Source organism: Pantoea sp. R13S299, assembly GCF_048515925.1.
Classification (GTDB): Bacteria; Pseudomonadota; Gammaproteobacteria; order Enterobacterales; family Enterobacteriaceae; genus Pantoea.
On the sequence record NZ_JBLYEF010000001.1, the window covers coordinates 846,576 to 871,018 of the forward strand.

The 24,443-nt window shown below is 56.6% G+C and carries 27 protein-coding genes; 14 read left to right on the plus strand and 13 right to left on the minus strand.

Going from position 1 to position 24,443, the window contains the following annotated elements:
• The first annotated feature begins 39 nt into the window (after window positions 1-39).
• The 3 genes from ACN1CO_RS04170 to ACN1CO_RS04180 all read left to right on the plus strand — a co-directional run bounded on the left by ACN1CO_RS04170 (window position 40) and on the right by ACN1CO_RS04180 (window position 4,259).
• Entirely contained in the window at window positions 40-951 is a 912-nt protein-coding gene (locus ACN1CO_RS04170; RefSeq protein ID WP_419137911.1) for a LysR family transcriptional regulator, read from the plus strand.
• A 370-nt stretch (window positions 952-1,321) separates the two neighbouring features.
• The gene (locus tag ACN1CO_RS04175) at window positions 1,322-3,055 is read left to right on the plus strand and encodes a hypothetical protein (protein ID WP_419137913.1); all 1,734 of its coding nucleotides are present in this window, start codon (window positions 1,322-1,324) and stop codon (window positions 3,053-3,055) included.
• Between the two features lie 178 nt (window positions 3,056-3,233).
• The gene (locus ACN1CO_RS04180) at window positions 3,234-4,259 is read left to right on the plus strand and encodes a transglycosylase SLT domain-containing protein (RefSeq protein ID WP_419137915.1); all 1,026 of its coding nucleotides are present in this window, start codon (window positions 3,234-3,236) and stop codon (window positions 4,257-4,259) included.
• A gap of 56 nt (window positions 4,260-4,315) precedes the next feature.
• On the opposite strand, the gene ACN1CO_RS04185 is transcribed toward ACN1CO_RS04180, so the two are convergent.
• Together ACN1CO_RS04185 and ACN1CO_RS04190 are read right to left on the minus strand one after the other, a co-directional pair.
• Complete coding sequence (locus tag ACN1CO_RS04185) at window positions 4,316-5,344, minus strand: hypothetical protein (RefSeq protein ID WP_419137917.1); 1,029 nt, start codon at window positions 5,342-5,344, stop codon at window positions 4,316-4,318.
• A gap of 44 nt (window positions 5,345-5,388) precedes the next feature.
• A complete protein-coding gene (locus ACN1CO_RS04190) occupies window positions 5,389-6,060 on the minus strand; it encodes a hypothetical protein (RefSeq protein ID WP_419137919.1) in 672 nt (223 codons plus the stop codon).
• Between the two features lie 461 nt (window positions 6,061-6,521).
• Here ACN1CO_RS04190 and ACN1CO_RS04195 point away from each other — a divergent pair, with 461 nt between their 5' ends.
• The 10 genes from ACN1CO_RS04195 (at window position 6,522) to ACN1CO_RS04240 (ending at window position 13,129) form a co-directional block, all read left to right on the plus strand.
• On the plus strand, window positions 6,522-7,514 hold the full coding sequence (locus ACN1CO_RS04195; protein ID WP_419137921.1) for a sigma 54-interacting transcriptional regulator: 993 nt from the start codon (window positions 6,522-6,524) through the stop codon (window positions 7,512-7,514).
• Between the two features lie 141 nt (window positions 7,515-7,655).
• A complete protein-coding gene (locus tag ACN1CO_RS04200) occupies window positions 7,656-7,895 on the plus strand; it encodes a hypothetical protein (protein WP_058956631.1) in 240 nt (79 codons plus the stop codon).
• Between the two features lie 63 nt (window positions 7,896-7,958).
• Entirely contained in the window at window positions 7,959-8,327 is a 369-nt protein-coding gene (locus tag ACN1CO_RS04205; protein ID WP_419137924.1) for an EscI/YscI/HrpB family type III secretion system inner rod protein, read from the plus strand.
• A 5-nt stretch (window positions 8,328-8,332) separates the two neighbouring features.
• Window positions 8,333-9,097, plus strand: coding sequence for a type III secretion system inner membrane ring lipoprotein SctJ (gene sctJ, locus ACN1CO_RS04210; RefSeq protein WP_419137926.1), 765 nt, complete (start codon window positions 8,333-8,335; stop codon window positions 9,095-9,097).
• A 6-nt stretch (window positions 9,098-9,103) separates the two neighbouring features.
• Window positions 9,104-9,685 (plus strand): serine kinase, encoded by a 582-nt coding sequence (locus tag ACN1CO_RS04215; protein WP_419138970.1) that lies wholly within the window; start codon window positions 9,104-9,106, stop codon window positions 9,683-9,685.
• The gene (gene sctL / locus ACN1CO_RS04220; RefSeq protein WP_419137928.1) at window positions 9,672-10,268 is read left to right on the plus strand and encodes a type III secretion system stator protein SctL; all 597 of its coding nucleotides are present in this window, start codon (window positions 9,672-9,674) and stop codon (window positions 10,266-10,268) included. The genes ACN1CO_RS04215 and sctL overlap by 14 nt, the downstream gene beginning before the upstream one ends.
• A 75-nt stretch (window positions 10,269-10,343) precedes the next feature.
• The gene (locus tag ACN1CO_RS04225; RefSeq protein WP_419137930.1) at window positions 10,344-10,571 is read left to right on the plus strand and encodes an HrpF protein; all 228 of its coding nucleotides are present in this window, start codon (window positions 10,344-10,346) and stop codon (window positions 10,569-10,571) included.
• 24 nt (window positions 10,572-10,595) lie between these two features.
• Window positions 10,596-12,644 carry a type III secretion system outer membrane ring subunit SctC gene (gene sctC, locus ACN1CO_RS04230; RefSeq protein WP_419137932.1) on the plus strand — a complete coding sequence of 683 codons (2,049 nt, stop codon included), beginning with the start codon at window positions 10,596-10,598 and terminating at the stop codon, window positions 12,642-12,644.
• A 17-nt stretch (window positions 12,645-12,661) separates the two neighbouring features.
• Window positions 12,662-12,847: an HrpT family type III secretion system protein gene (hrpT, locus tag ACN1CO_RS04235; RefSeq protein WP_419137934.1), complete on the plus strand. Its 186-nt coding sequence runs from the start codon at window positions 12,662-12,664 to the stop codon at window positions 12,845-12,847.
• A 111-nt stretch (window positions 12,848-12,958) separates the two neighbouring features.
• Window positions 12,959-13,129, plus strand: coding sequence for a hypothetical protein (locus ACN1CO_RS04240; protein WP_419137936.1), 171 nt, complete (start codon window positions 12,959-12,961; stop codon window positions 13,127-13,129).
• A gap of 51 nt (window positions 13,130-13,180) precedes the next feature.
• Here the strand turns inward: ACN1CO_RS04240 and sctU are convergent, their stop codons facing one another.
• Genes sctU through sctW form a run of 11 tightly spaced genes read right to left on the minus strand, consistent with a single transcriptional unit; the run spans window position 13,181 to window position 23,526 of the window.
• A complete protein-coding gene (gene sctU, locus ACN1CO_RS04245; RefSeq protein ID WP_419137938.1) occupies window positions 13,181-14,266 on the minus strand; it encodes a type III secretion system export apparatus subunit SctU in 1,086 nt (361 codons plus the stop codon).
• Window positions 14,263-15,078 carry a type III secretion system export apparatus subunit SctT gene (sctT, locus tag ACN1CO_RS04250; RefSeq protein WP_419137940.1) on the minus strand — a complete coding sequence of 272 codons (816 nt, stop codon included), beginning with the start codon at window positions 15,076-15,078 and terminating at the stop codon, window positions 14,263-14,265. Before sctT ends, sctU begins: the two co-directional genes overlap by 4 nt.
• Complete coding sequence (gene sctS / locus ACN1CO_RS04255; RefSeq protein WP_419137942.1) at window positions 15,078-15,338, minus strand: type III secretion system export apparatus subunit SctS; 261 nt, start codon at window positions 15,336-15,338, stop codon at window positions 15,078-15,080. Before sctS ends, sctT begins: the two co-directional genes overlap by 1 nt.
• A 7-nt stretch (window positions 15,339-15,345) precedes the next feature.
• Window positions 15,346-15,999, minus strand: a complete 654-nt coding sequence (gene sctR, locus ACN1CO_RS04260) for a type III secretion system export apparatus subunit SctR (protein WP_419137944.1) — start codon at window positions 15,997-15,999, stop codon at window positions 15,346-15,348.
• Window positions 16,000-16,004: 5 nt separating this feature from the next.
• A complete protein-coding gene (locus ACN1CO_RS04265) occupies window positions 16,005-17,048 on the minus strand; it encodes a FliM/FliN family flagellar motor switch protein (RefSeq protein ID WP_419137946.1) in 1,044 nt (347 codons plus the stop codon).
• Window positions 17,045-17,584 (minus strand): type III secretion system HrpP C-terminal domain-containing protein, encoded by a 540-nt coding sequence (locus tag ACN1CO_RS04270; RefSeq protein WP_419137948.1) that lies wholly within the window; start codon window positions 17,582-17,584, stop codon window positions 17,045-17,047. Before ACN1CO_RS04270 ends, ACN1CO_RS04265 begins: the two co-directional genes overlap by 4 nt.
• Window positions 17,581-18,045, minus strand: coding sequence for a hypothetical protein (locus ACN1CO_RS04275; RefSeq protein ID WP_419137949.1), 465 nt, complete (start codon window positions 18,043-18,045; stop codon window positions 17,581-17,583). Before ACN1CO_RS04275 ends, ACN1CO_RS04270 begins: the two co-directional genes overlap by 4 nt.
• The gene (sctN, locus tag ACN1CO_RS04280; RefSeq protein ID WP_419137951.1) at window positions 18,023-19,381 is read right to left on the minus strand and encodes a type III secretion system ATPase SctN; all 1,359 of its coding nucleotides are present in this window, start codon (window positions 19,379-19,381) and stop codon (window positions 18,023-18,025) included. Before sctN ends, ACN1CO_RS04275 begins: the two co-directional genes overlap by 23 nt.
• A complete protein-coding gene (locus tag ACN1CO_RS04285; RefSeq protein WP_419137953.1) occupies window positions 19,381-20,247 on the minus strand; it encodes an FHA domain-containing protein in 867 nt (288 codons plus the stop codon). Before ACN1CO_RS04285 ends, sctN begins: the two co-directional genes overlap by 1 nt.
• Window positions 20,248-20,249: 2 nt before the next feature.
• Window positions 20,250-22,373, minus strand: a complete 2,124-nt coding sequence (gene sctV / locus ACN1CO_RS04290) for a type III secretion system export apparatus subunit SctV (protein ID WP_419137955.1) — start codon at window positions 22,371-22,373, stop codon at window positions 20,250-20,252.
• 10 nt (window positions 22,374-22,383) lie between these two features.
• A complete protein-coding gene (sctW, locus tag ACN1CO_RS04295; protein ID WP_419137957.1) occupies window positions 22,384-23,526 on the minus strand; it encodes a type III secretion system gatekeeper subunit SctW in 1,143 nt (380 codons plus the stop codon).
• Window positions 23,527-23,801: 275 nt separating this feature from the next.
• Between sctW and ACN1CO_RS04300 the strand changes: the two genes are divergently transcribed.
• Window positions 23,802-24,347 carry an RNA polymerase sigma factor gene (locus ACN1CO_RS04300; protein WP_419137959.1) on the plus strand — a complete coding sequence of 182 codons (546 nt, stop codon included), beginning with the start codon at window positions 23,802-23,804 and terminating at the stop codon, window positions 24,345-24,347.
• The last annotated feature ends 96 nt before the right edge of the window (window positions 24,348-24,443 follow it).

Here is a 24,443-nt window from a genome sequence, read left to right on the forward strand (position 1 = left end):
AGGCCTCCGTGTTCGCTATTCCATCCAGGGTAAATCATCATGCGGCTCCGCCATATAGAGGTCTTTCAGGCCATCGTACAAACCGGCAGCATCAGCGCAGCCGCACGCCTGCTGAACGTGTCGCAGCCGAATATCAGCCGTGTGCTGAATCATGCGGAACAGCAACTGGGATTTGCGCTGTTTGAGCGACGGCTACAGGGAATGAGTGTGACGGCAGAAGGGCGACGCCTGCTGCCTGAAATAGAGGATCTCTGCCAGCGCCTGCAATCCATTACCCAGCTCACCGAACAGCTGCGGCGTGGCGAAGGGCAATTAGTCCGCGTCGGGGCGGCGCACGCGTTTGGTCAGATGGTAATGGCTCCCGCGCTGGTCACCTGGCGGCAACTGATGGCCTCGGTCAGTGTGGAACTGGTCACCGAGCACTTCAGCACCTTATGCCAGATGATTCTGGAGAATCAGCTCGATTTTGCGCTGGTCTTCGGTCAGCAGGTCGATGCGGATCTACTGGCTGAGCCTCTGTTCCAGTCCTCCATGGTGGCGCTGCTACCGCTCACTCATCCCCGGCATGAACCCGTTTCGCTGGCGTGGTTGTGCAACAATAATTTACTGATGATGCAGGCGCAGGATCCGCTTGGACGCGTACTGCATCGTGCGCTGCGCGATAAACAACTGAACCCGGCCGTGTCGTTGTCGATCAAAACCTACTCGGTCATTGCCGATATGGTGCTGGCAGGCGGCGGCGTGGGCGTCGTGGATCTCTTCACCGCCTGTCGCTATGCCGAACAGCTAAAGCTGCTACCCATCGCGCAACCTCTGCCGTTTGAAGTGATGCTGATCAGCCGTCGTGACCAGCCTCAGTCGCAGTCCACTCTGCAACTGAAGCAGGTGATCCGCAACAGACTGTGGGAGATTGCCCGGCAGTGTGAAACGCAGTTTATGGGGGGTGAATAAGCACTTTGCTTTTACGCTACCCGTTCGGCTGATTCGTGACGTGCGTCACAAAATTTTGAGAATGTCGGCCTGATGTGAAACCAGGTGCGTGCACGCATCACTCAACCCTGAAGTTGCGGGGTGAGCTGTTCACTTCGCACGTTATCCACTGACCGGTTGCTGATAACCGGCATAACCTGGCGGAGTGAAAATTATGGATGGAATTAGACGCCCACCTTCCCCTGTGCATCACGAAACGATTGAACTGCCCACGCGCGGTGAGCCATCAACATCTGCAGTCACTGCTACAACCCATGCTGACAGGACGCGTTCAGCGGAGATTAGCCGTATTACAGCTACTCTGCAGAACGCGTGTAAAGGCGGACCGGACGTGCATGATTACCTGGCAAAAATCGCTGTCACCCTGCACGATGAATTGCACCAGACGGACGATCAGGTAAAAGATGTCATCAAATTGGCTCACAGCTGCGACACGATGATCATGGCTAAGGCGAAGGGAGCGATTGGAATGACCTATGCCCTTTCCGGCGTACCTGGCGATCTGGTCGGCAAGGGGATAGCCAGCGCAATGAAGCTTGAGCCGGGCACGCCCATGCACAATTTTGTCGCTGGCGTAGCGGGGGGGATGACCGCAGTGGCTTTTAAAGCGGTGCTCACGCGGGTTATCGGTAGCAGCATCCAGGATTCGAGATGGATGCAGGCAGACATGGATGCGCTGGGGCCTCTTATGAAAAAAGAGGCAGAAAAACGCGAGACATTTGGGCATAAATTAAAAATGACGGCGCTGGGGGGGACGGGTTTTAACGTCCGCAACCCGGTGACGGGTGGAATTTCCAGTGCAACCCAGCTATTACCCGAAAATAAGCCGCGGCCAGAACCGATGGGGATCATACAAGGTGCGCTCAAGCCGGGTTATGCCATTAACCAGATTGCAGGTTTTGGCCTGACTTCCGCTGCCGGTGCATTGAGTGGAGTCGTGGAAAACTACTACGACAACCTGCACGGCGCGGAATTTTTATTTGGCCGTAACGACTGGAAGGATCGTTATAAGGCGCTGTCCAACGGGCGCACGAATAGTGGCGAGGGGAGCCACTTCGATGCGGTGTGGGCGCACGCTAAAGCGCCAAAACGCTGGGTTGAAGGCGTTACAACACTGAGTGCATTAAGTGCGGTGGCCTCGGAGACGATGGAAGCGCTCGGTTTGGGCATCGGAGCGGGGGCGGCACGTGTGACGAAAGGTGGTGCAGAGAAGCTGTTCACCTCCGGCAAGACGAGTGCGGCAGAGACCGCTTTGGATCTGGCGAACAAATCCGGCTTCCGCGTTTCCCGCGAAGGTGTTGGCAATGCGGCGGCCCTGGTGCCAAACGCCTATTCTTACCTGCAACAGGGCGTGTTCGGTCTTCTTTATCAGGAGGCTGAGCGGGCAGTGGCAAACAAGCTGCGCCCGAAGGCCGCCGACACGACAGAAGAGGGAGCGCCGGTAAGTTCGGGGACGAGAACACCTGAAGGCTCGCCAGCACCCAGCGTAGGTACTGCGGCGCGAACACCTGCCGGCACGCCAGCGCCGAGTGTGGGTACCGAGGCGAGAACGCCCGCCGGCACGCCAGCGCCGAGTGTGGGTACCGAGGCGAGAACACCTGCCGGCACGCCAGCGCCGAGTGTGGGTACTGAGGCGAGAACGCCTGCCGGTACGCCAGCACCCAGCACCGGTACCCGCACGAAAGGGCCGACAGAAGAAGGTGAATCGGACAGCGACAGCGTGCGTTCGCATAACTCCGGCCCATTACGTAATACCCCGCCTGAGCGTTCATCAGAGATGCGCGCCGCGGGTGATACTTCTGCATGGTGGCAGTCGTTCCCGGACCTGGCGAAGATCAAAAGCCCACAGCCTGAGAAGTTAACCCAGGCTGACTATGAAGCCATCATCGCAGTTCTGGAAGCTGAAGCAGAGAAGATGAGCGAGCGCATTGCCGAGATGATACCGCTGCCGGACTCTTTACCGACATCCTCTGCATCATCAGTTGTCTCAGGGTCATCCGCGTCCTCAGAAGCCGGAGGACCAGCAGGATCGCCAGAACCTGAAGAAACGAAAAAAGCCTCCTGATACCACACCTTAAAAGCCGCAGCGATGCGGCTTTTTTTACGCCTGAATTTGCTTTGTCTCACGCGCCGCCCGGAACTCCCGCCTCGCGCTTTCCACTCAATCGTACCCCGGTCATAGCGGGAGAGAGGCGTCAGTCTGGCTGGCGCTAACGATGATGCTTTGTTGAGAGGAGAGAAGGATGAATATCTCGTCAGGTTCGGCTTTCGGGCTGATACAGCCGCAAATGCCTGATTTTAGTGCGCTCGATGAAAAAAATTTAGCCTCTTTTAGCCCGCCAGATTCTGGCGGCAGTGGCCAGGCGATTAACTTTGGCAATGATGCCATGAGCGGCACGGATTTCAGTAGCCTCACCGCCACGTCCGACAGTGTGAGCAACCGGGATCCGATGCAGATGCAGCAACCGGGGACGCAAATAGAGGCATTGCTGCAACTCTTATTCATGCTGCAACAGCTCTTCTCTGGTCAGCAGCAAAATAACAGCGCCGGAGCCGGGAGTGGCGGTACCACTATGCCGGACGCCTCAGCAGCAGAGGGGACTTCGCTCACCGCACCGTTTAACGGTGCCATGCAGCAGCCTGTGAACCCGACCGATGCCGCTTCTGCGCAGCAACCGCTTCCGGCCAGTATCCTGCCACAGCCGGATACGGCTTCCGATGCTGCACTGAATACGCCTGCCCGGCAGACGCCAGCATCTGGCGGCGTCCCGCTGATAAAAGGCGAGTCGGGGTTACATTTACCCGCCCCGTTACTGGATCATGAGCAGGCGATAATGCGTGCCGCCAAAGCGTCTAACCAGCCACCTGAAGTGCTGGCAGGGCAAATCTGGCAGGAGTCACGCGGAAAAACAGAGGTGACCACCGTTAACGGCGGTAATGGTCTTGCCGACAGCGGCCTGATGCAGGTTAATTCCAACACCTTCGCCGATCTGCAAAGCCGATACCCGCAGCTGCTGGGGCCAGATGCCAGCCCATCCAGCCCTGAAGACAGCATCATGGCTGGCGCACTTTATCTGAAAGAGCAGCGGGAGACTTTTGGGGGCGATCTCGGTGCCGGGCTGCGAGGCTATAACTCAGGGCCGGGGAATGTGAATGTCAACGATCTGACGGATATCTCGAAAACCGGAACCGGCGATCCGACCTATGTCGACAAAGTTCTCAACTTTGCCGACATTATCTCTAGCGGCAAAGGCACGTTGCCTGCATAACGGGCAAAAAAAAGTCCCTGTACCGGGTACAGGGACAAACAGGAGCAGTGTCAAAATCAGGCAAACGGCGGCGGTTCGTTCTTGCCTTTCCCTCCGCTGTTCTCCACCGCAATCTGCACGGTATCGGTCGCTGCCGTGATGCCCCAGCCAATCGGCCCACGCGCCACGCTCATCCCACCCTCGGCCAGTCCTTTCAGGCCACCAGTAAAGACTTCGCCCAGATTGCGGGCCTCGCCAATATTGTTAAAGAAAGGCGCAGCAACAGATTTGAGAATAGGAATGTTCGACAATATTTTGCCGAACTCACCCATACCCCACTGGAAGTTGTCTTTATTGGTCCCATCCTTACGAACGTGGGTATCATTGGTCTCCGGCAGCTGTTTATTCTCCGGCAGCATCTTCAGACCCTGCTCAGCGATATCCTTCAGCACACCCGCCTCGGTGCCGTGGCGCGCGTCACCATCTTTGGTGATGCCCTCTATTTTATCGTTAGCTGAGATCTCCTTTCGCTCGCTGCCATCGCGCGCATTCAGGCCTTTTATGCTGTTTAACACGCAGGCCATGTTATAGGCCGCATCCGCACGACTCTTCGGATCTTTATTGGCATCCGTCCAGTCGCCGAAGCGCTCTTTTAGCTCCGCCTGCTTGATATCTTTCTGGTTACCAAGGTTTTTCAGCACCGGGTTTTCATCAATGATCTGTTCGGCGCTGCGGTTATCACCCGGTGGACGACCCTTCAGATTCTCCTCCGTCGGCCTGACGCTGATATCCTTCTCACTGGTTCGCACGCCATCGCCCGATGCCTGAGGAGCCTCTTCACCGGCTGTTTCGCTGGCAAATAACGCCGTGGGCATCGTCCCTTCTTCAGCGGTCGTCGGATCGACAAGCGCCCCTAATCCAGCCTGCGTTAACAGCTGATCAAGCTGCTGGATCGGATCGGTCAGGCCCGCCAGCGGCGTTCCGCTCCCACCGGAGTAGCTGATGGGGAGATCGCTGCCCGGCCCCGACAGCGCAGAGCCGGGCAGGGGAGTCGATAATGGCAGTTTACCCGGCAGTGGCCTGCCGGGTGAAAAAGCGGGGGTCATTCCCCCCCCGCCAGGTATTGGCATAACCATACAAGCCCCCTGAATTAGCTTTGCGGATTTTTCTGGGAAGACTGGCCCTCACCGCCGCCCAAAAGCCCCTGCAACAATGAAGAAAGCCCTAACAGGGACAGCAGGTTTTGCATCATTCCGCCCTGTTGTCCGCCATTGTCAGTCGCTCCCTGAGCCGGGGCCTGCGGTGCATTTCCGCCAGATTCTCCGCTGTCTGACCCTTTACCTTTGTCGATCCCCATCATCTGCTGCAGTAGTTGCTGAAGCATCTGCATCAGCTGCTCAAGCGGATTGCCGCTGTGATTCGTGCCCTGTGAAGGCGCAGACGTACCCGGTTGTTCCGGCTGCTGCGCCTTATTACCGCCACCCAACAACTGTTGCAGACCGGTCAGCATCATAATCTGCTGCAGTAAGCCACCGCCCGACGGGATGTCAGGCGAGTTTGCACCGTGTGACGGGCCGTTTTTCTGACTTCCGCCTGAACCGGTCAGCGAAGCCAGCGTGCTCAGGCCGTCAAAGGCGTTACTGGCAAAATTGAGCGGGCCTGTTTTCGCATTACTGAGAAAAGGTAACGACGATTTCCCGGGTTGATCGGGTAAGTCTGGTTTACCTGACGGACTGCCCCCCGTTTTGCCTGGCATATTTGCCGCAGGCATATCAATTTTGTTCGCGTTTGCAGCTCCACCACCAAATCCTGGAATCTTCATGAATTTATTCCTCAGAGTTAATAAGTCAGCGATTGATTGGGCAGCAGCAGCGGTAACATTTTGCAATCCTGATTACTGACGATTGCACAATTTTACCGTTCAGGCTGATGCTACCTCGCACTGTGAGTGGCAGTTGTTCCGGGATGGTTCCACTAAAAATATTCCCTTTGTGATGCAGATTCAGATTTATAAAAATTCAGCAGCATCGCCATTTATAAATTATTTGTCTGTTTTATAAGGTTTTTATTTGAGTCGTGTAGGGTAATCCTTACCGGCTGAGCGTCTATCCCTACAAGATAATAATCCTGGACTGATAGCGGGGATGACCTGATTGGGTGAGAGTGAGGCCGCAGTAAATTTGTAATTCTTTGCATCAGGCTCTGCTTCCAGAACATCCACAAGTGCTGAACGAGCAGCGTGTCCCATGTAAGGCGCGCTTATGCGAAGCTAATGGAGAATGTATGGTTCGTCTTTACAGGACACAGTCAGACCCTATGACTGTCGATGAGGAGAGTGCGGATAACGTCTTACATCAGGTTGATTCCCGCCCACATGCGGCGGCAGCTTACCCGGAGCCCGTAACCGATATCCATGCTCATCTGTATAAGATTTTAAATACGATTGCACCGTTAAACATAGATGTCTTAATCGAGGGAGAAACGGGGACCGGGAAAGATGCACTGGCCCAGCGACTGTATCAACTTTCCGGCTGTCGCGGCCCGATGGTGCCGGTCAACTGTGCGGCCATCCCGGAGACACTTGCCGAAAGCGAGCTGTTTGGGGTCATGGCCGGGGCGTTCACCGGTGCCAGCAGTTCCCGCGCCGGATACATTGAGAGTGCTAACCACGGCGTGCTGTTTCTGGATGAAATAGACAGTATGCCGCTCACGATGCAGGCTAAGCTGCTGCGTGTACTGGAAAACCGCGCGGTAGAGCGACTGGGCAGCACCAAAAGTATCGGACTGGATTTGCGGGTGGTGGTCGCCTCGCAAATTCCACTGGCGCAGCTGGTGGCTCAGGGGCGTTTTCGTCGGGATCTCTTCTTTCGCCTCGACACCATTAAAATTGCCACGCCAACCGTTCGATCACGACCGGAGCTGATTTTGCCCATGTTTCGCCAGTTTACGCAGGAGGCGGCGCTGCGTCTGAATCAGCCCCTGCCAGCAGGATCGCTCGCGCTTGATGAAACCCTGCTGCTGCATAGCTGGCCGGGAAATATCCGTGAGCTGAAAGCAGCGGCTGAACGGTTTGTCCTGGGCTTACCGCCGCTGTGCTGTGAGATAAAGCAGGAAGGGCGCGTGTTATTAAAAGACAGAATGCGGCGCATTGAGCGCAGTCTGATCCACGACTGCCTGAACCGGCACGACAATCGTATCGATGATGTCATTCTTGAGTTAGGGATTCCCAGGCGCACCCTTTATCACCGCCTGAAGCTGTTAAAACTTACCGCCTGATACTTCGCCCACCTCTCTTGCCGTGGGCCAGAAGGCTTAATCTGCATAAATATTTTCTTTGCGATGGAACCGGCTAGCTTCATTTATTACTTAATGAATGCAACACCCAAATACAATCTATCATCAACGCGAGGAATGACTATGTCAGGTGCTAGCTTACTTTCCAACGGGATCACCAACGCAGCTTCTGCTTACACTCAGGTTGCGGGTGCCTATAGTGGTGCGAAATATATGGTCCGTTCGCAACAGGCAATGGACAAGATGCAGGAAAACCAGGCCGATAAAATGGATCGCGATGTAGAGTTCCAGCGCATTAACGGCATCGCCGAAAGTAATGCGCAGGCCGCGTCAGCCGCAGCCCAGGTCAAAATTCAGTACTAATCGACTCCGGCAGGGAGGTGTTTTTCATGTCTCCCTGCTCTCAATTCCCACAGGAGTTTGCTGATGAAAGTTTCTCAATCTTCCTTGCTCACTTCAGAGCCGGTTCCGTCAGTCGAAATGTACCAGGACGCACCGTCGGCGGAAGATATTCAATGGTTTAATGCAAAGTTTAATGGCCCAGCACCCGACAGCAGCCAGATGACCTCTTCAGAGCCGGGCGTGGTCGGCAATATTCTGCAATCGCTGAGCGGCAATCAGCGTGCGCAAAAAGAAGCCTTTAACGATCTCAGAGTCGCTTCGCGGTCATCCAGTGCGGAAGATTTCTCCCGCGCCAATGCGCAGCTCTCTGATTACTACATCCAGAGTCTGATGAACGCCAAAGTGATCGCCAAAACCGTTCAGTCAGTCGATAAACTCAGCAACCTGCAGTGAATCTTATGAATGGCGCTGTCATTAAATGCTTCTGTGCTCTGTGCCTGGCGCTGCTGCTTACCGGCTGCGGTGACCAGACCCAGTTGCACAGCGGGCTGTCAGAAAACGATGCCAACGATGTGGTGGCAGAACTGAGCCGCTTTAAGATTGAGGCGGAAAAACAGGTCTCTAAAGAGGGGATCAGCGTTAGCGTCGCGCGCAGTGATATTGAGCGGGCAGTGAATATCCTTAATGCCGCCGGACTGCCCCATCAGGCGCGAACCAACCTCGGCGCGGTTTTTCAGAAAAGTGGGGTTATCTCCAGTCCGCTGGAGGAGCGCGCCCGCTATATCTATGCGCTGTCACAGGAGGTAGAAGCGACACTGTCTCAAATCGATGGCGTCGTGGTGGCGCGTGTCCATGTCGTATTGCCGGAACGTATTGCTCCCGGCGAGCCAGTACAGCCCGCTTCCGCCTCGGTATTTATCAAATATCATGAAAACCTCGACCCGGACAGTATCGAACCGCGCATTCGCCGGCTGGTGGCGACCAGCATTCCGGGACTGGGCGGGCGCGATGATCGCGACCTGGCGATTGTCTTTGTTCCGGCGAAAGCCTGGCAGGATAAAATTGAAATGGTGCAGCTGGGGCCGTTTCAGCTTAGCCCGGAACGATACGGGATGATTAAGATAGTTACAACATTCTTAGGGGTGCTGCTGCTGTTACTGGTAGCAAATGCATTCATTCGTCAGGCACTGAGTCGTAAGCGCCAGGCTGCGCAGGCGAAGTGATTGATTATGATCAACGCTGCGCCTGATGAGGACATTGCCCTGCGCTGGTTGCGCTGGTGGCACGCTGACTTTTGGTTACAGGCTGATGAAAGCTGGCGCATCCAGCCACTGGCCCGGTTATCTGCGCCTTTGCAGAGGCACTATCTGCGCCAGCATGCCGCGTGCTGGCAACGCACGCTGGGTGTGTCAGGCGAACTGGTCGCGCCGGAGCCGATGGTGCTGGCCATCAGCGACCTAAGCAGCGAACAACGCGCGCAACTGTTGATTCTGGTCGCGGAAATCTGCGCCGGAGCCATGCCGCTGCCCGCAGAGTTAAAGATCTGGTTGCGGCGTCTGGCGAAAGGAATGCGCACTGAGTGCTGGCTGCCCGCCGGGCTGTTCACGACTGGCGACAGCGCCGACAGCCTCTGTCTGTTGCAGGCGTTATTTCCGGCTATCTGGCCGCGCCTGCGGCTACTCTTTCCGGCGAGCGACGCGCCGGTCAGCCCGGCGCTTTCACTGCCTGGCCATCGTCTGCGTCCTTTATGGGAAACGGCGCTCTGGCAGGTGCAACAACATTCGGGAGAGACGCGCGATGTGGAAACTTAAAACCCTGCATCTGCAGGGCGGCAGCGTGCCACCGGGTAATGTGCTGCGCCGCGAGGAGATTGCGCTCGGGCTTGAAGCAGCTTCCATCATTGAGCTGGCCCATAAGCAGGCGCAAACGATCCGTGAGCAGGCGCGCGCCGAGGCACAAGCCGAAAGGGCGGCCAGCCAGCGTGAATGGGAAGCCCGTTTCTGGCAGCAGGCGCAGACGCTGTTGGCGGACTGGCACGAACAGCGCGCAGCCGAAGAGACGCAACTGGTGTTGCTCGCCGGAAAGGTTCTGAACGAGGCACTGCAACAACTGCTTGATGAGGTGGATGATGAGCGCCGTTTTCACGCGTTGCTCAGACAGTTGTTACGTCACTATCCCCGTCAGCAGCAGGCGACGCTCTATTGCGCCAGCGGGCAGGAGCAGGAGATTAACGACTGGCTGGTCGCGCAGCCTCAGCTGAGCTGGACATTGTGCGCCGACCCGGTGCTAGAGCCAGATCGCTTGCGGCTTATTACCGAAGCAGGCGAGCTGATGGTTGACTGGCGAACGCTGTGCCAGCAGATCGCGCCAGCGCTGACAGAAGAGAGTGCATAAAAAAAGCAAAATCATTGGAACTGCTTCGTTTGTCGCGCCACTTAACAGGGGTGCCCAACAAGAGGAGTCAGCATCATGAGTTCCAACGATCTGTTACAGCGTCAGTTATCTACTAACTCAAACCGCAAACATCATGAAGCCTATCAGTTTGCCCGGGATGTTTCGGGCGAATCGTTCAGTATTGCGGATATGTATGCTTTCCAGAATCGCCTGCAGGATATGTCCAACGCCAGCTGGGCAAGTTCGCAATACACCCAGTTCAAATTTGGTATCCGTAAAGCGATCATCGACGCTATTAACTAAGCCCCTGTCAGCAAGGAGTCAGGCGTGTTTATGTTTTCTTTTCCGGGCCGCCTGCTGGCGGCCGTTACTCTGCTGCTACTGAGTATGGGCATCACAAACGCTCGTGTGCCGGATGAGTGGAAGAATGGTGCCTATGCCTATTCAGCAGATAATACCCCGCTTAACATTATTCTTGACGATTTTGCCAGCAGCTTTGGTGTTGAGGTCAATCTTGGCACGCTGGCCGACAGCAATGTCACCGGTAAACTGCGCGCAGACAGCCCGGAAGCATTCCTTAATCGCCTGGCGCTTGAGTATCGCTTTCAGTGGTTCGTGTACAACAACACGCTCTACGTCAGCCCACAGTCAGCGCAAACTTCCCAGCGCATTGAGATTTCGCCCGAAGCTGCGCCGGATCTGAAAGAGGCGCTGCGCGGTGTCGGCCTGCTGGAACCTCGCTTTGGCTGGGGCGAACTGCCGGATGAGGGCGTGGTATTGGTGACCGGCCCGCCGGAGTATGTGCGCCAGATTACGGAGTTTGCCCGTAAATCGGAAAGCAAACCTGAAGCCGAGGCCAGTAAAGATATGATGGCATTCCCGTTGCGCTACGCAGCCGTGGCGGATCGCACCATCCGCTATCGCGATCAGGAGCTACTGGTACCGGGAGTGGCCACCATACTGAATGAACTGCTGGGTCAGTCCAGCAACGCCTCTTCCGGAAAAGTGTCATCAGGCCAGGGAGAGGATGAACAGGTAACACGTGAACAGTCGCAAAGTGTTTTAAACGAGCTGATTAATCGCAATATGCCGGTCTCCGCGCGTAAAAAGGCACCTGTCAGCAGTCTGGCGGGTAAAGTTTCAGCGGATGTCCGCAACAACCTGCTGCTGGTGCGCGACGACCCGAAAACCCGGAGCGCTTATCAGGCATTAATTAACTCCATTGATGTTCCGCAAAAGCTGATCGAGATCGATGCGGTGATTGTCGATATCGATCGTAGCGCACTGAAGCGCTTCTCCAGCAACCTGGCCGGTCAGTTTGGCAGTGTCGCCAGCGGCGCCAATATGCTCTCCGGTGCCAGCACACTGTTTGTCACCGATTTTCAGCGATTTTTTGCCAGTATCGAGGCGATGGAGGGGGAAGGGACGGCATCCATTATCGCTAACCCCACTATCCTCACGCTGGAGAATCAGCCCGCGGTGATTGATTTCAGCGATACAGCCTTTATTCGCGCTATTGGGGAGAGGGTGGCGGATATTCAGTCTGTCACCGCAGGGACCAGCCTGCGGGTGACGCCACGCGCTATCAGCACTTCACAAAAGTCGGCTATCCAGCTCATTGTTGATGTGGAAGATGGCAAGCTCAATAAAGATGATGAGGGCGATGCGCAGGGAACCCATAACGCAGCGGTCAGCACCCAGGCGCTGGTGGAAGCACGGCGCTCGCTGGTATTGGGCGGCTTCCATTCCAAAGAGACGGGCGACCGCGAGCGACGCATCCCGATCCTCGGCAGTATTCCGCTGATCGGCAAGCTCTTTACCTCAACGCGCTATGAAACCTCCCAGCGTGAGCGGCTGTTTATTATTACGCCGCATTTAATTGGTGACCAGGTCGACCCAACCCGGTATATCGCTGCCGAGTCGCGCGAACAGCTGAATAACGCGATGGATGAGGTGACTAATCGTCATAAGTACACCGACGTCAAAGGGATGGTGGAAGGCGCGATGCGAGACCTTGCGCTCAACCGCGTGCCAGCGGGGATGACCAGCGGTGGCACGGGCCAGACGCTTTCCTCCCTGTGCCGCATTCCGGGCGCTTTTGGAAGCGATTTCCGCCGCCATCAGTGGTACGGCAACAGCAGCGTACAGATAACCGTTGGGGTGATTACCAACAGTACCCGCCAGACGCAGCGTTTTGATGAGAGTCTGTGCCGCAGCGATCGCACGCTGGCGGTAGCGGTCTGGCCGCGTGGAGAACTGCGCCCGGGTGAATCAGCGGAGGTCTTTGTCGCCTTTGATGGCAATGCACCGTCACGTCCGTCACGCGCTTCGCTGCTCTCTGCAGCAGGCGGCGCACCCGCTAAAAACCTCAACTGAGCTGATAAGGAAAAAGCATGTTAGTGAGAATAATCGTGCTGACCGCCGCCGCGCTGATGCTGAGTGCCTGCGCGAAGCCGCAGGGTGGATGTAATGACGTGGGCTGCCGCCCCTCTTCAGACCTGCATAACCTGACCATCTGGTGGCAACCACAACTGCGTAATAGTCCGAACGACTTCACGCGGATAACGGTAGATAACTGACCGCGTTCCGGCAGTCTCAGACCCCGGCTGATCGCTGGGGTCAAATTTGAGCGAGAATCGAACATCACCATTTCCCCCCTGTTTCTGGGAAGCCTGCGTGCGGCGCACTCTGTGTCGCCTGCCCGTGCCGGTAACACTCTTCCATTACGTCAGTTTTTCCCGCCGCCTGCAGCAGACCGCAGGCGGCTCTGTTATCAGCAACCGCTTGCCCGTTTAACCCCGGCGACCTTTAGCGCTTTCATGCTGGCTTTTATTCAGCTGGCAGGTGAGGTGCGACTGTGACTGTCGGGGAGTATTGCGGCCCGATAAGAGACTGCGGCGTTAAACTCCGCACTATTCTTCCCGAATCTCAATCACCTCATCCAGATAGTGATCCTCCAGCTCCCGCAGCAGACGATAGACCTGTGCGACGGCATTTAACGTTTCGCGTGGAACATAAGCCCCTTCGCGCGTGGTGCGCCACAGGGTGCGGGTCAGCCAGATAAAGCGGATCACCGGTCTCTTTTTACGCTGCGCCTCTTCAATTAATGCACGAGCCTCTTCATCGCAAGCCTTAAACAGCAGTCGCGGCAGCGGCGTTTCATCCGGGCGGTAATAGAGACCGACGGCAAAATGGGTGGGGTTGACCAGCAACACATCCGCCTCTTCCACGTTAATCTCACGGGCAGGCACCGGCTCTTCATTCAGGATCTCCTGCGCCACCTGACGGCGGTGGCCTTTCATGTGCGGATCGCCTTCGCTCTGCTTGAACTCGTTTTTGATATCTTCATGACTCATACGCTGCTGTTTAAGGAAGAAGTAGCGCTGAATACCAAAATCGAACAGGCTGATTATCAGCATCACCATCAGCACCCGACGTGACACCTTCATAAACAGCGCCATCACTCCCTGCCAGAAACCATTGAGATCGCCAAGCGCCAGCTGAGCAAGGCCACCGAGGTCCGGCATGATCGCCTGCCATACCACCAGGCCGATCACTACCGCTTTAAAGATGCTGGTCACAAGCTGGGTAAACTGGCGGGCGGAAAACATATTTTTCAGGTGATTAAACGGGTTAAGCGCATCCAGTTTCGGTGCCAGCGCTTCGGTGGAGAAGAGTGGGCCGAACTGCACCCAGCCGCCCACCACCCGCAGCAGCATGGCAATGGCGCACGGGATGCCCACCAGCACCAGCATGACGGTGACACTATCACTGATCACTTCCTCCATGGCGTGATCGAATGGGTCTCGCAGACGCGTTAACGGCAGCAGCATCATCGCCTGCAGCCGCTGCATCCCGGTGTCCACCAGAGCAAACAGGGTCTCAAGGATACCGATTGAGATAAGCAGTTTAGGGATATCCTGGCTCTGGCTGACCTGGCCTTTTTTGCGCGATTCTCTGAGTTTTTGCGGTGTGGCGTCTTCAGTTTTTTCGCTCATGGCGCGCTCCCGGCTGAAGGGGCAAATATCTGCGACAGGACAGGGATAAGATCGCGGAGTTCATACAACCGCGCATTACCCAGATGGTCCAGCAGCGGCAGATAGAGGATAAAAAACAACATGCCGAGCAGGCATTTCAGCGGAATGGTCAGGGCAGTCGCCTGTAGCTGTGGGCTATAGAGACTCATCACACCGATGGCAAAATCGAGCAGCAGCATCAGCGCCACCGGCGGCCCGGCGTAGAGCACCATATCGCTGAAGATTTTCGCCAACAGCGTAAGCCAGACGTGAAAGCCAGCCTCTGAGGGGAAAGGTATCCACTGGGTGGCGGACCACAGATGATAGCTGTCCCAGATAACCTGGGTGATGGTCGATAATCCCAGCCCTGTGACCAGCAGCAATATCAGCACCTGCTGCATTAACTTACCCAGCGGCGTCACATCCGGCCCCAGTTGGGGGTTAATTTGCCCACCCATTAAGGCACCACGCTGGTTATCGAATAACGCACCGACAGACTCATACAGCCAGAAAGGCAGCGCCAGCAACAATCCTAACAGGGTGCCTATCATCAGCTCTTTGAGTACCAGTCCGGCCAGCAGCATCATCGTCGGCTCAAGCGCATCAATTTGTTCTTTGATACCCGGGGTGATAAACAGCGCCAGCGCCACAGCAATGGCGGTTCGCAGTAGCCCTTTTATGACGCTAAAAGAGAAGATCGGTGTCAGTAACAGGCAGGGAAAGATGCGCGCCATGCCAAGTCCCAGCGCGAGGATGGCATGAAATGTATCGGTGAGTGGGTAACCTGTCAGCATCAGTAGCTGACCGTTGACATCATTGCAAACGCAGCCTGCGCCAGCTCCATCAGCTCAACACCGACCCAGCGCCCGGTAAGCGCCAGCGTCAGGCCGACCGCGATAAGCTTGATGCAGAATGGCAGGGTCTGATCCTGCAACTGCATCGCGGCCTGCACGAGGGAAATAATCACTCCGGAGATCACTGCCACCAGCAGCGGCGGCGCAGAGAGAATCACCACCAGCAGTAACCCCTGTCGAAACAGTGTCAGAATATCCATGATGACCTCATAAATAGCTGTAGAACAGACCGTCTAACAACCGCGTCCAGCCGCTGATGAGCACAAACAGCAGGATCTTCAATGGCAGCGAAACGGTCATCGGCGACACCATCTGCATCCCGAGCGCCAACAGGATATTCGAGACAATCAGGTCAACGACAATAAAAGGAATAAAGATCAGAAAGCCGATTTTGAAACCGTTCTGCAGTTCCGACAGCACGAAGGCCGGGATAATGAGCAGCATATTGTCGGGGGTGACCGAATCCGCCATTTTCTTTGGCCACATACGCTGGGCATTTTCCTGCAGATGGAGCACGATGTCCGGATCGGTGTTTTTATGCATAAACGTTTTCAGCGGTTCGATACCGTTAGTGACGGTATATTCGAGCCGCTCCATACTGCTGAAATCGACAGGGATCGCTTTCAGCCGGTCGGTCATATCGCTGAATACCGGCGCCATAATAAATAGCGTGGCCGCCAGCGCAATGCCGTTGAGCGCCATCGTCGGCGGCACCTGCTGCACGCCCATCGCGTTGCGCGTCAATTGCAGCACCATCGTAATTTTCAAAAAGCTGGTACAGATAATGAGCATCATCGGCAGCAGCGCCAGCGCGCCAAGAAACAGCGCCAGCATAATCGGGTTGAGTGGCCCCATCTCCATCGGAATCACCTGTTCACATCCCCGACGCTCGCTACGCCCGGCAGCATATGGGTAATCTGTAACCCCAGACGTCCTTCGACATCGACCAGTTCGCCTTTCGCCAGCGGAAACTCGCCGTGACACAGCAGTGCTTCACCGGGCACGACGTTTTCGACCGTGACCGTCGAGCCGACATCAAGACGATTTAACTCACCCAGCGTCAGTCTGAGATGGCCACAACGCACGGTTAAGGCCAGCGGGAGCGCATCAAAAGGTGATGCCACAGGCGCCGTTGTTTCAGTCAGACCTGCATCCGGTTGGGGGGTATCGGCAGGCAGATTATCTTCGGGGGTCACATTCATGTAACTATTCTCCAGACGGGTAATAAGAAAACGGGCAGGATGCCCCTCCCCGAACAGCAATTCGCCCTCAAGGTGCAATTGCGCAAGGCGAAGCTCGCCGCGACCGGTCGGGAAAAAATACGAGGTAGCAGGGAAAATCACATCGCCGGGGCGAAGTGTGCGTAACTGCGAGGGGGCAAACGACACTGCACCCAGGTCTATCGGCAGCGATAACGGCAGGGCGCTGCAAAGCGGTGCAGGAAGCGGAGCCCAGCCAGGCTGGTTTAACAACGTCGCAAGTGTGGCGGGCGCAAGATATAACTGACTGTGCGCCTGCGCCTCACCGATCGTGACGCTAATCGCAAGCCACATCCCCTCAGCCGGTGCGCAGAGCGGGTCCTGCGGCGTCAGGTCGCCAAACAGTGCGCGTAGTGCCGGGCTGAGATGCTGGTTAAAGAGCGGCCAGTACCAGTCAGCGCACGCCCCGGGTTCTGGCAGCAGCGGACAAGTGGAAAACAGACTCAGCAGCGCTTCGCTCTCCGCCAGAGATAACCCTCCCGCCTTGCAGGAGAAGCTCTGCGTCGGTGGCCGCTCGCCGGGGGTGGCGAGCCGCAGCTGAAGTTCACCCGCTTCGCCCGCAAGGGTAAAAGGATAGCCAAGGCCGTGGCCGATACGCTGCCGCAGGCTGGCTTCTTCGCGCGGCAGAGTGCGCAGGGACAAGGGTTTCATTCCCGGCCTCCGCGTTGCTCAAAGCGCAGGCGCACAGCGCAGGCCATCCGGCGGCGCAGGGACTCCCGGCAGCGCTCCTGATGGGCGGCCATCATCGACATAGCAGGTGGCGCAAAACGCAGGCTGATATCCCAGCCCGCGCTAAAAGGACTCAGGCGGGCATCCACTTCGCCTAAAAGGGGCAGCAGTAGCGTCATCGATATCGGACCAGCAGGCTCCTTTTCCACCATGGCGCACAGGGAGGGCTCCAGTTGTTGCCAGGCTCTGACCGGAGAGGCGGCAGGTGCAGGATCCTGGGGTAACTGTGACCCAAAAGAGGGGGAGCCCTCCCACGGGGTGATAAGCGGTTGCGTCGGTTCGCTGGGGGTGAGCAGCAGCGCATCAAACAGCGAACACTCTTCGCGAAACGGCTCGGCGCGGGATTTACGCTCGGACGATGCGGCATCTGAATGTCCGGTCTGCGGCGAACGGCGCTGCACCTCCGGGCGTGCCGGCGGCGCTGGATGATTTTGCGGAGGGTGGGGTAAGGCTGTCATCGTAATGCCTCGCTGTGCGCCATCAGATATTCCAGTTTTTCCACATCACGCAGACGCGCCTGTGTTTGCTGCTGTGCATGCTGTACCTGTTGTTGTTGCATGACCTGCTGTGCGCGGCACTGTTGCAGCTGATTACGCTGCCCACTCACCGCGTCGCTGGCCTGACGCTCCCGGGCCAATCCTCCGATCAGTCGCTCCTGTTTTTGCAGCCCCGACTGGTGGTGACCGGCAAAGCTATCGCGCAGCTGCTGATAATGTTGTTGTGCGGCTTCAAGCTGTTGTTCCGTTTCGGCTGACTGACGTTGTGTTTCGCACAGAGCCCGCTCCGCTTGCCGTTGCAACCGTTCGCTGCGGCGTAAGCTCTGGCGGCGAATCGGCAGCAGCAGAGAGAAGGCCTGCTGCAATTCAGCGCTGCTCTCATCAGTCATGATGTCGTGATCAGGTAACGGATGACGGCGCATGCTGGCTTACCTCCGCTAAGTGGTGCAGTGTGTCGTCATACCCGCAGGGCGCGTGCATCGCCTGTTGCAGATAGCCATTTATCGCCTCCTGAGCCGATACCGCCGCATCGGTCATGGCATCGTGACCCGGCTGGTATTCCCCCAGGCGGATTAACATCTCTACCTGCTGCCAGGCGGACATCATGCGGCGCAATTGCGTGGCGTCGCGGATATGCTCGCGAGTCGCGACGTTGCTCATGGTTCGGCTCAGACTTGCCAGAACATCAATAGCCGGATAGTGACCGCGCTCCGCCAGACGACGGGTCAGCACAATGTGGCCATCAATCAGGGATCTCACTTCATCTGCGACCGGATCGTTCATTGAATCGGCTTCAATCAGCACGGAATAGAGCGCGGTAATAGATCCGCGTGAGGTCTGTCCGGCACGTTCCAGCAGCGTGGGCAATAAGGTATAAACCGAAGGTGGCAGCCCGCCACGACCCGGCGGTTCGCCCAGCGCGAGACCGATTTCACGCTGGGCGCGGGCAAAGCGAGTCAGGGAGTCGAGGATCAACAGCACGCTCTTGCCCTTATCGCGCCAGGCTTCAGCGATGGCCGTGGCGGTAAAAGCGGCCCTGGCGCGCTCCATACTGCTGCGATCGGAGGTGGCACAGATGAGTACCGTACGGCTGCGCAGGGCTTCATCCAGTTCGTGGTCGAGAAACTCGCACAATTCGCGCCCACGCTCGCCAATCAAACCAAAGACAATGACATCGCAGGGCGTATTACGGGCAATCTCCGCCAGCAGGGTGGTTTTCCCGCAGCCCGCGCCGGCGAAGATCCCTACCCGCTGTCCCACACCGAGGGTCAGCGGACCATCAATAGCGCGAATGCCGGTCGGCAGTGGCCTATCAATGCGCGGACGATCGGTGGGTGCCGGGGCATCGCCCAGTACGCCTACCGCATCATCCACCGTACCGGGCAGGGCGAATGCGCCAGGCTGGCCCGCATCCAGTGGACGGCCAAAGCCGTCAAGTACGCTGCCGAGCAGGGCGTCCGACACCACAATACTGTGCGGCAGGCGCAGCGGAACCACGCGCGCCCCCCGGGCTATGCCGTCGAGCTGGCCGAGGGCGGAGAGCAGCGTGTGCTGCGGGTTAAAGCCGACCACTTCTGCCAGCACGCTTTGCCCGTCATCCCGGGCGATCTGGCAGAGATCGCCAATCCGCGCCTGGGGCAGGATGCTTTCGAGCAATATCCCGCTGATCCCGGTAATGCGGCCAAAACTCTCCACCGGCGAAAAGCTGCTCAGTCGCCGCCGCTGCTGCTGATACCACTGCTCCAGCGCCATCGTCATTACCAGCTCACCTTAATGTTATCGCGCCCGTTAAACTCGATCTGGTTACTGGTAATCGCCACCAGCCGCAGGTTGTCGACTTCATCGCCGATAAACAGACGCTGTCCATCATCAGTGACGATATTGGCGCGACTACCGGTGGTGATTTGCACAATGCGAAACGGCAGTCTGACCTTCAGCAGCCTGACCTGGTTATCCAGCGGGAGGTCGCTGGTGTACGTTGCGTTAAAGCGCTCCAGCATTCGTTTAAAGATTTGCATCTGTGGCTTACTGAGGCGGCCGGTAAGACGCAACCGCTGGTTATGCATGTCCACTTTCACGAGGCTCGCCAGATCGCGTTCGCGCAACATGTTCTGTAACGGAGCCTGCAATTCTGCGGGGGTGCTCAGTGGCCGGGAGGAGGTGACCTGAGTCTGGGCAACGGTCGGCTGCAATACCCAGCTCATTACCGTCAGGGTGAGCAGCAACATCAGGCTCCAGGTCAGCGCGCGGATGCTGCGGGTGAATATCCCTTTACGGGCGGCGGCAGGGGGAACGGCCTCAGTCGGCTTTTCAGCAGATTCTTCGGGCGCAGAAGGGGTGGCCGGCGGCATACATGCGGCCCACGGCGTGTCGATACGCGCCACGCAGAGCCAGACATCAGCGACCAGAAAAGGCTCTTCAATATTTATGCCACAGGCTTCCCCGCCGTCCGGTTGTGCCAGCCATTGAGTCTCTTCACGGCGCAGCTCGCACTGGCGGGCAGCAACGCAAGCATCGCTAAGCATCAGATCGGCCTCATCGGCGTGGCCAATCAGCCATTTATCGCCGAAGAGGGGTAACGCGGCGCCTAAATGCAGGCCAGACAGCACGCGCAGTTCGAACATGATTAACTCTCCCACGTGGTAAGTGAGTAAGCGGCTGGATCAGGCTCTATACGCCCCAGCACATTTACTGCGAGATTAGGTTGCAGCTCTGCAAATGAGAGCACCGGCACATAGTGGAACTCTTCCTGAATAAGCCCGCGCAACGGGCTACGCAGATCCTGGGCGACCAGCAGCACGGCGCTTTCCGGGGTGTCAGCCGGGAATGCGTTGGCGATGACCAGGAGAATGGCGCTGATCTGCTCATGGGTCAGCGCAAAGAACAGATCGTTTTGCGTCTGACGAAGCGAGTCACGCAACTGTTCTTCCAGTTCCGGTGTGAGCAGCCAGACATGCAGGCCGTCCGGGCGGGCATACTGGTAACAAAGATGGTTTTTTAACGAGATGCGCACCTGGTCGGTCAGCAGCCAGATGTCGCGCTCATGCTGCCCATGCTCGATCAGCGCTTCGGCAATTGCCCGAACCGATCGCAGCGGAATACGTTCTGAAACCAGTTTTTGCAGGACGCTGGAGAAACGTGAAAGGGGCATTACGCGCTGTAACTCCTGCGACAGCTCCGGCTGCTCTGACTCCAGCCAGCTCACCAGCGCGCGGGTTTCCTGCAGACCAATAAAATGCGGGCTGCTGGCGTGAATCGCGTTCTCCATACGCTTGACCAGGAGTTCGCGCGCCGTCCAGCGTTCGACCTCTTCGTTTTGCAGCAGCGGATGATCCGCTGGCAGCCAGATAAGATCGTTTTCCTGACGCCGCTCATCGCCCTCTGCCACGCTTTCCCTGTCGGCTGACGCTATCTCGTCCAGCCAGCGGCGTTTCACTGCCCGGTGCGACACGTTAAATGTGCCTTTTACTTTCGGGATTTCATAAACCGAGAAGCGAAACTCATCTTCCGTCTGCTGGTCGAGAAACTCGATATCGAACGCGGGCAGCGTAAAGCCGAAGTGGTAAACGATACGGTTACGCAGGCGGCGAATATCCTGCACCAGCTCCAGCATCTCCGGATGGCCGCGCCATGAGGACGAGAAATTGATCAGATAAGGTCGTGTCGGGTTGAACTGACGTAAATCCTCCTTGCCGTTCAGCTCTGGGGGAATGACCTCATTTTCCATTTGTGGCTGCGTAAGGCTCAGGGTCTTCCTGACGCGCCAGATCTGAAAACCGCCGCTAATCATCGTCAGTGCGGCCAGCAGTAAAAAAATTGCCGTTGGCATACCCGGCAGCAGGGCAAAGCCCACCATACCCATGGAGGAGAGCAGCCAGGCTTTCGGCTGGCTGGTTAACTGCTCGGCAATCTCGCGGCCAATATTATTATCGACCGTCTGTTCATCGTCGGACGAGACGCGGGTAATCAGCATCCCGGCGGTCAGCGAGATCAGCAGCGCAGGGATCTGCGCAATCAGTCCGTCACCGATGGTCAGAATCGAGTAGATATGCATCGCTTCGCCAGCAGGCATGCCCAGTTGCAGCACGCCAATACTGATGCCGCCAATCAGGTTAATCACGACAATCACCAGCCCGGCGATGGCATCACCTTTAACAAACTTCATCGCGCCATCCATCGCCCCGAATAACTGACTCTCTTTTGCCAGTTCATTACGCCGGTTTCTGGCCTGTACCCCATCAATCAGTCCGGCGCGCAGATCGCTGTCGATGGACATCTGCTTACCGGGCATCGCATCAAGGGTAAAACGCGCGGCCACTTCGGCTACCCTTTCGGAACCTTTGGTAATGACCAGAAAGTTCACGACGGTCAGGATCAGGAACATCACCATCCCAACCGCAAGGTTGCCGCCCACCACAAAGTTACCGAAAGCCGCCACCACATGGCCCGCATCCTGCTGAATTAAGATCTGGCGGGTGGTGGAGATTGAGAGTGCCAGGCGGAACATGGTGGTGAGCAGCAGCACGGCGGGAAAGGTCGAGAACGCCAGCGGCTTTGGCAGATACATGGCCAGCACGACCAGCAGAGATGACAGGCAGATATTCACCGCTATCAGCGCATCAATTAATGGCAGCGGTAACGGAATAATAAGCATGAACACCAGCGCCATGGCAAAAGCCGCACCGACCACTTCGGAGCGTTGCATGGCGCTAATAGCGATTCGATTCAGTATCTGAAACAGGGTATTCATCTTTGTTGCCTCACGACGCTGCGTTCCGGTTGCGGCGTTGCTGTTGCTGCTCAGTTTTGGTGACGTCTGTAATCATGCCGCGCAGCAGTTTTAACGCGTTGTCACGGTTTTCCTGGGCGGGCCACAGCGAGGCAGGCACGCTGTGAAGGAGCGGAAAAAGCGAACTAAAAAAGAGCGGCAGATGTTGCCTGTTCTGGCCGACAATCTCATCCGCCAGCCCGGTAAAATCACTCTGGTAAGCACCGTTATGGCTGATTTGCAACATCCGGCGCGCCAGAGTCAGGCTGTTCATGGCAACACCGGGCAATTTGCTGCGCATACGCTGCAAAAAGGTAGTGCTGTCGCTTAGCGTCTGGCTTATCCCGGCAGCGTCGCGCAGTCCGCGGTGGATACGTCCGAGAGTAATGACGCTGATTGAGGGGGCAAGCGCGGCGATATCATCCGCCAGCGCGCGCTGCATAGTTCGCAGCGTCGGTATCAGATTACGCGAGCCGACCAGCTCCAGCAGCATATCCAGCATCCGGGTTGCGGACTGCTGGTGGACGATGCCGTCGTAGTAGAGGTTGCGCAATGACTGTTTACGCTGTGGATCGCGGGTGTATCCGGCGATGGCTGACGCCGTGTTGTTGCCCGCACGAATGGCCTGGCCGTGAGTCTGTTGTAGCTTATTCAGCTGGGTCCCGGCCAGCCCGGCCAGTTCCCCGTCGCCTTCATCCTGTGCCTGTTCGCCGAGCATACGCAGTAGCAGGGCCGTGCGAGCCGGATCGCCGCCGGTCTTTTCAAGGAGTGTGTCGCTATCCGGTGGCGGATTCTGGCGCAGGGCGCTGCGCAGCCACTCCATCTGCTCCAGCGTTTGCTGTTCATCGCCGCCATCGAGCAGGGAAAATAGCGCATTCAGCTCACCGACTTTGCTGACCGCATGCTTGCCACGCTGCTGATTACGTGACGCGTTACGGCGGTCCTGCGCCTTTTGCCTGCGCTCCATCTTTTCACTGAACGTGGCGCCAATTTCTTCCATCGCGTCATTCAGTGACGATTCCCGCGCGCGGACATTATCCGGCAGGTCGTTTTTACCTGCTGCCTGTGGAGTATTTTTATGCAGAGCTTTTAGCGAGTGCGCCAGCGCCGGTATCGCATGTTGTATTTTGAGCATCGCCAGCCATCCTCAGTGGTTATTACTCTCTTTCTGTGTCAAAGCAGGCCTGTCGGTTCCGAAAAAAGCAGTAAAAATAAGTGCGAATAATTTCACCAGGAAATCAGTGCAATTTTTTGCATTACACAGCGATAAAGACGGGTAAAAACTTTCTCAGATAATTCTGTATTAAGAATTAATTGTTTTCATAAACAGTGGGTTATTTGTTGTGCGGCGGATGGCATATCTCTTGCTATGTCAGGCAATCAATGGCTACTACTCAGAGAGATAAGAAAATGATTAATTCAACGCTCGTATCCGCTGTCGCAGAGTCATCCTTAGCAATTAACGTAAACTGGGATGAGATCTTCATTACGCATAATAAGAAGCTGTTAAATTTCATTCGGAAACGTATTGCCAGCCATGAAGATGCTGATGACATCCTGCAAATGACCTGTCTGGAAGTGTTGTCTAACCGCCATAAGTTTCGCGGCGCATCCCGTCCGGAAACCTGGGTGTTTGGCATCGCAGTTAATTTAATTCGCAACTATTACAAGTCGAAACAGATCCACTATCTGTTTGATAACCTTAATGATGAGGTTGTCGCCGATCTGCTGCTGGATAATGATCCCAGCGATCTGACGGAAAACAGACAATTACTGAGTCATACGCTGGCCTCCCTGGAAATTTTGCCGAAAGACGTCAGGGTTATGTTGTCTATCCTTGTGGAGGAGGAGGGCAGCTATCAGGATATCGCTGAGCATTTAGCAATCCCGGTCGGCACCGTGCGTTCCCGACTCTCACGCGCGCGGGAAACATTGAAAGGGAGAATTTACGCCTGAAACTGGGCTTACGATAAATGGCAATTTAACTGCTAAGCTTATCAGCTCGTTAATATTTAGCGGGTTATGACTATTATGCCGTCGGGACGTTATTCT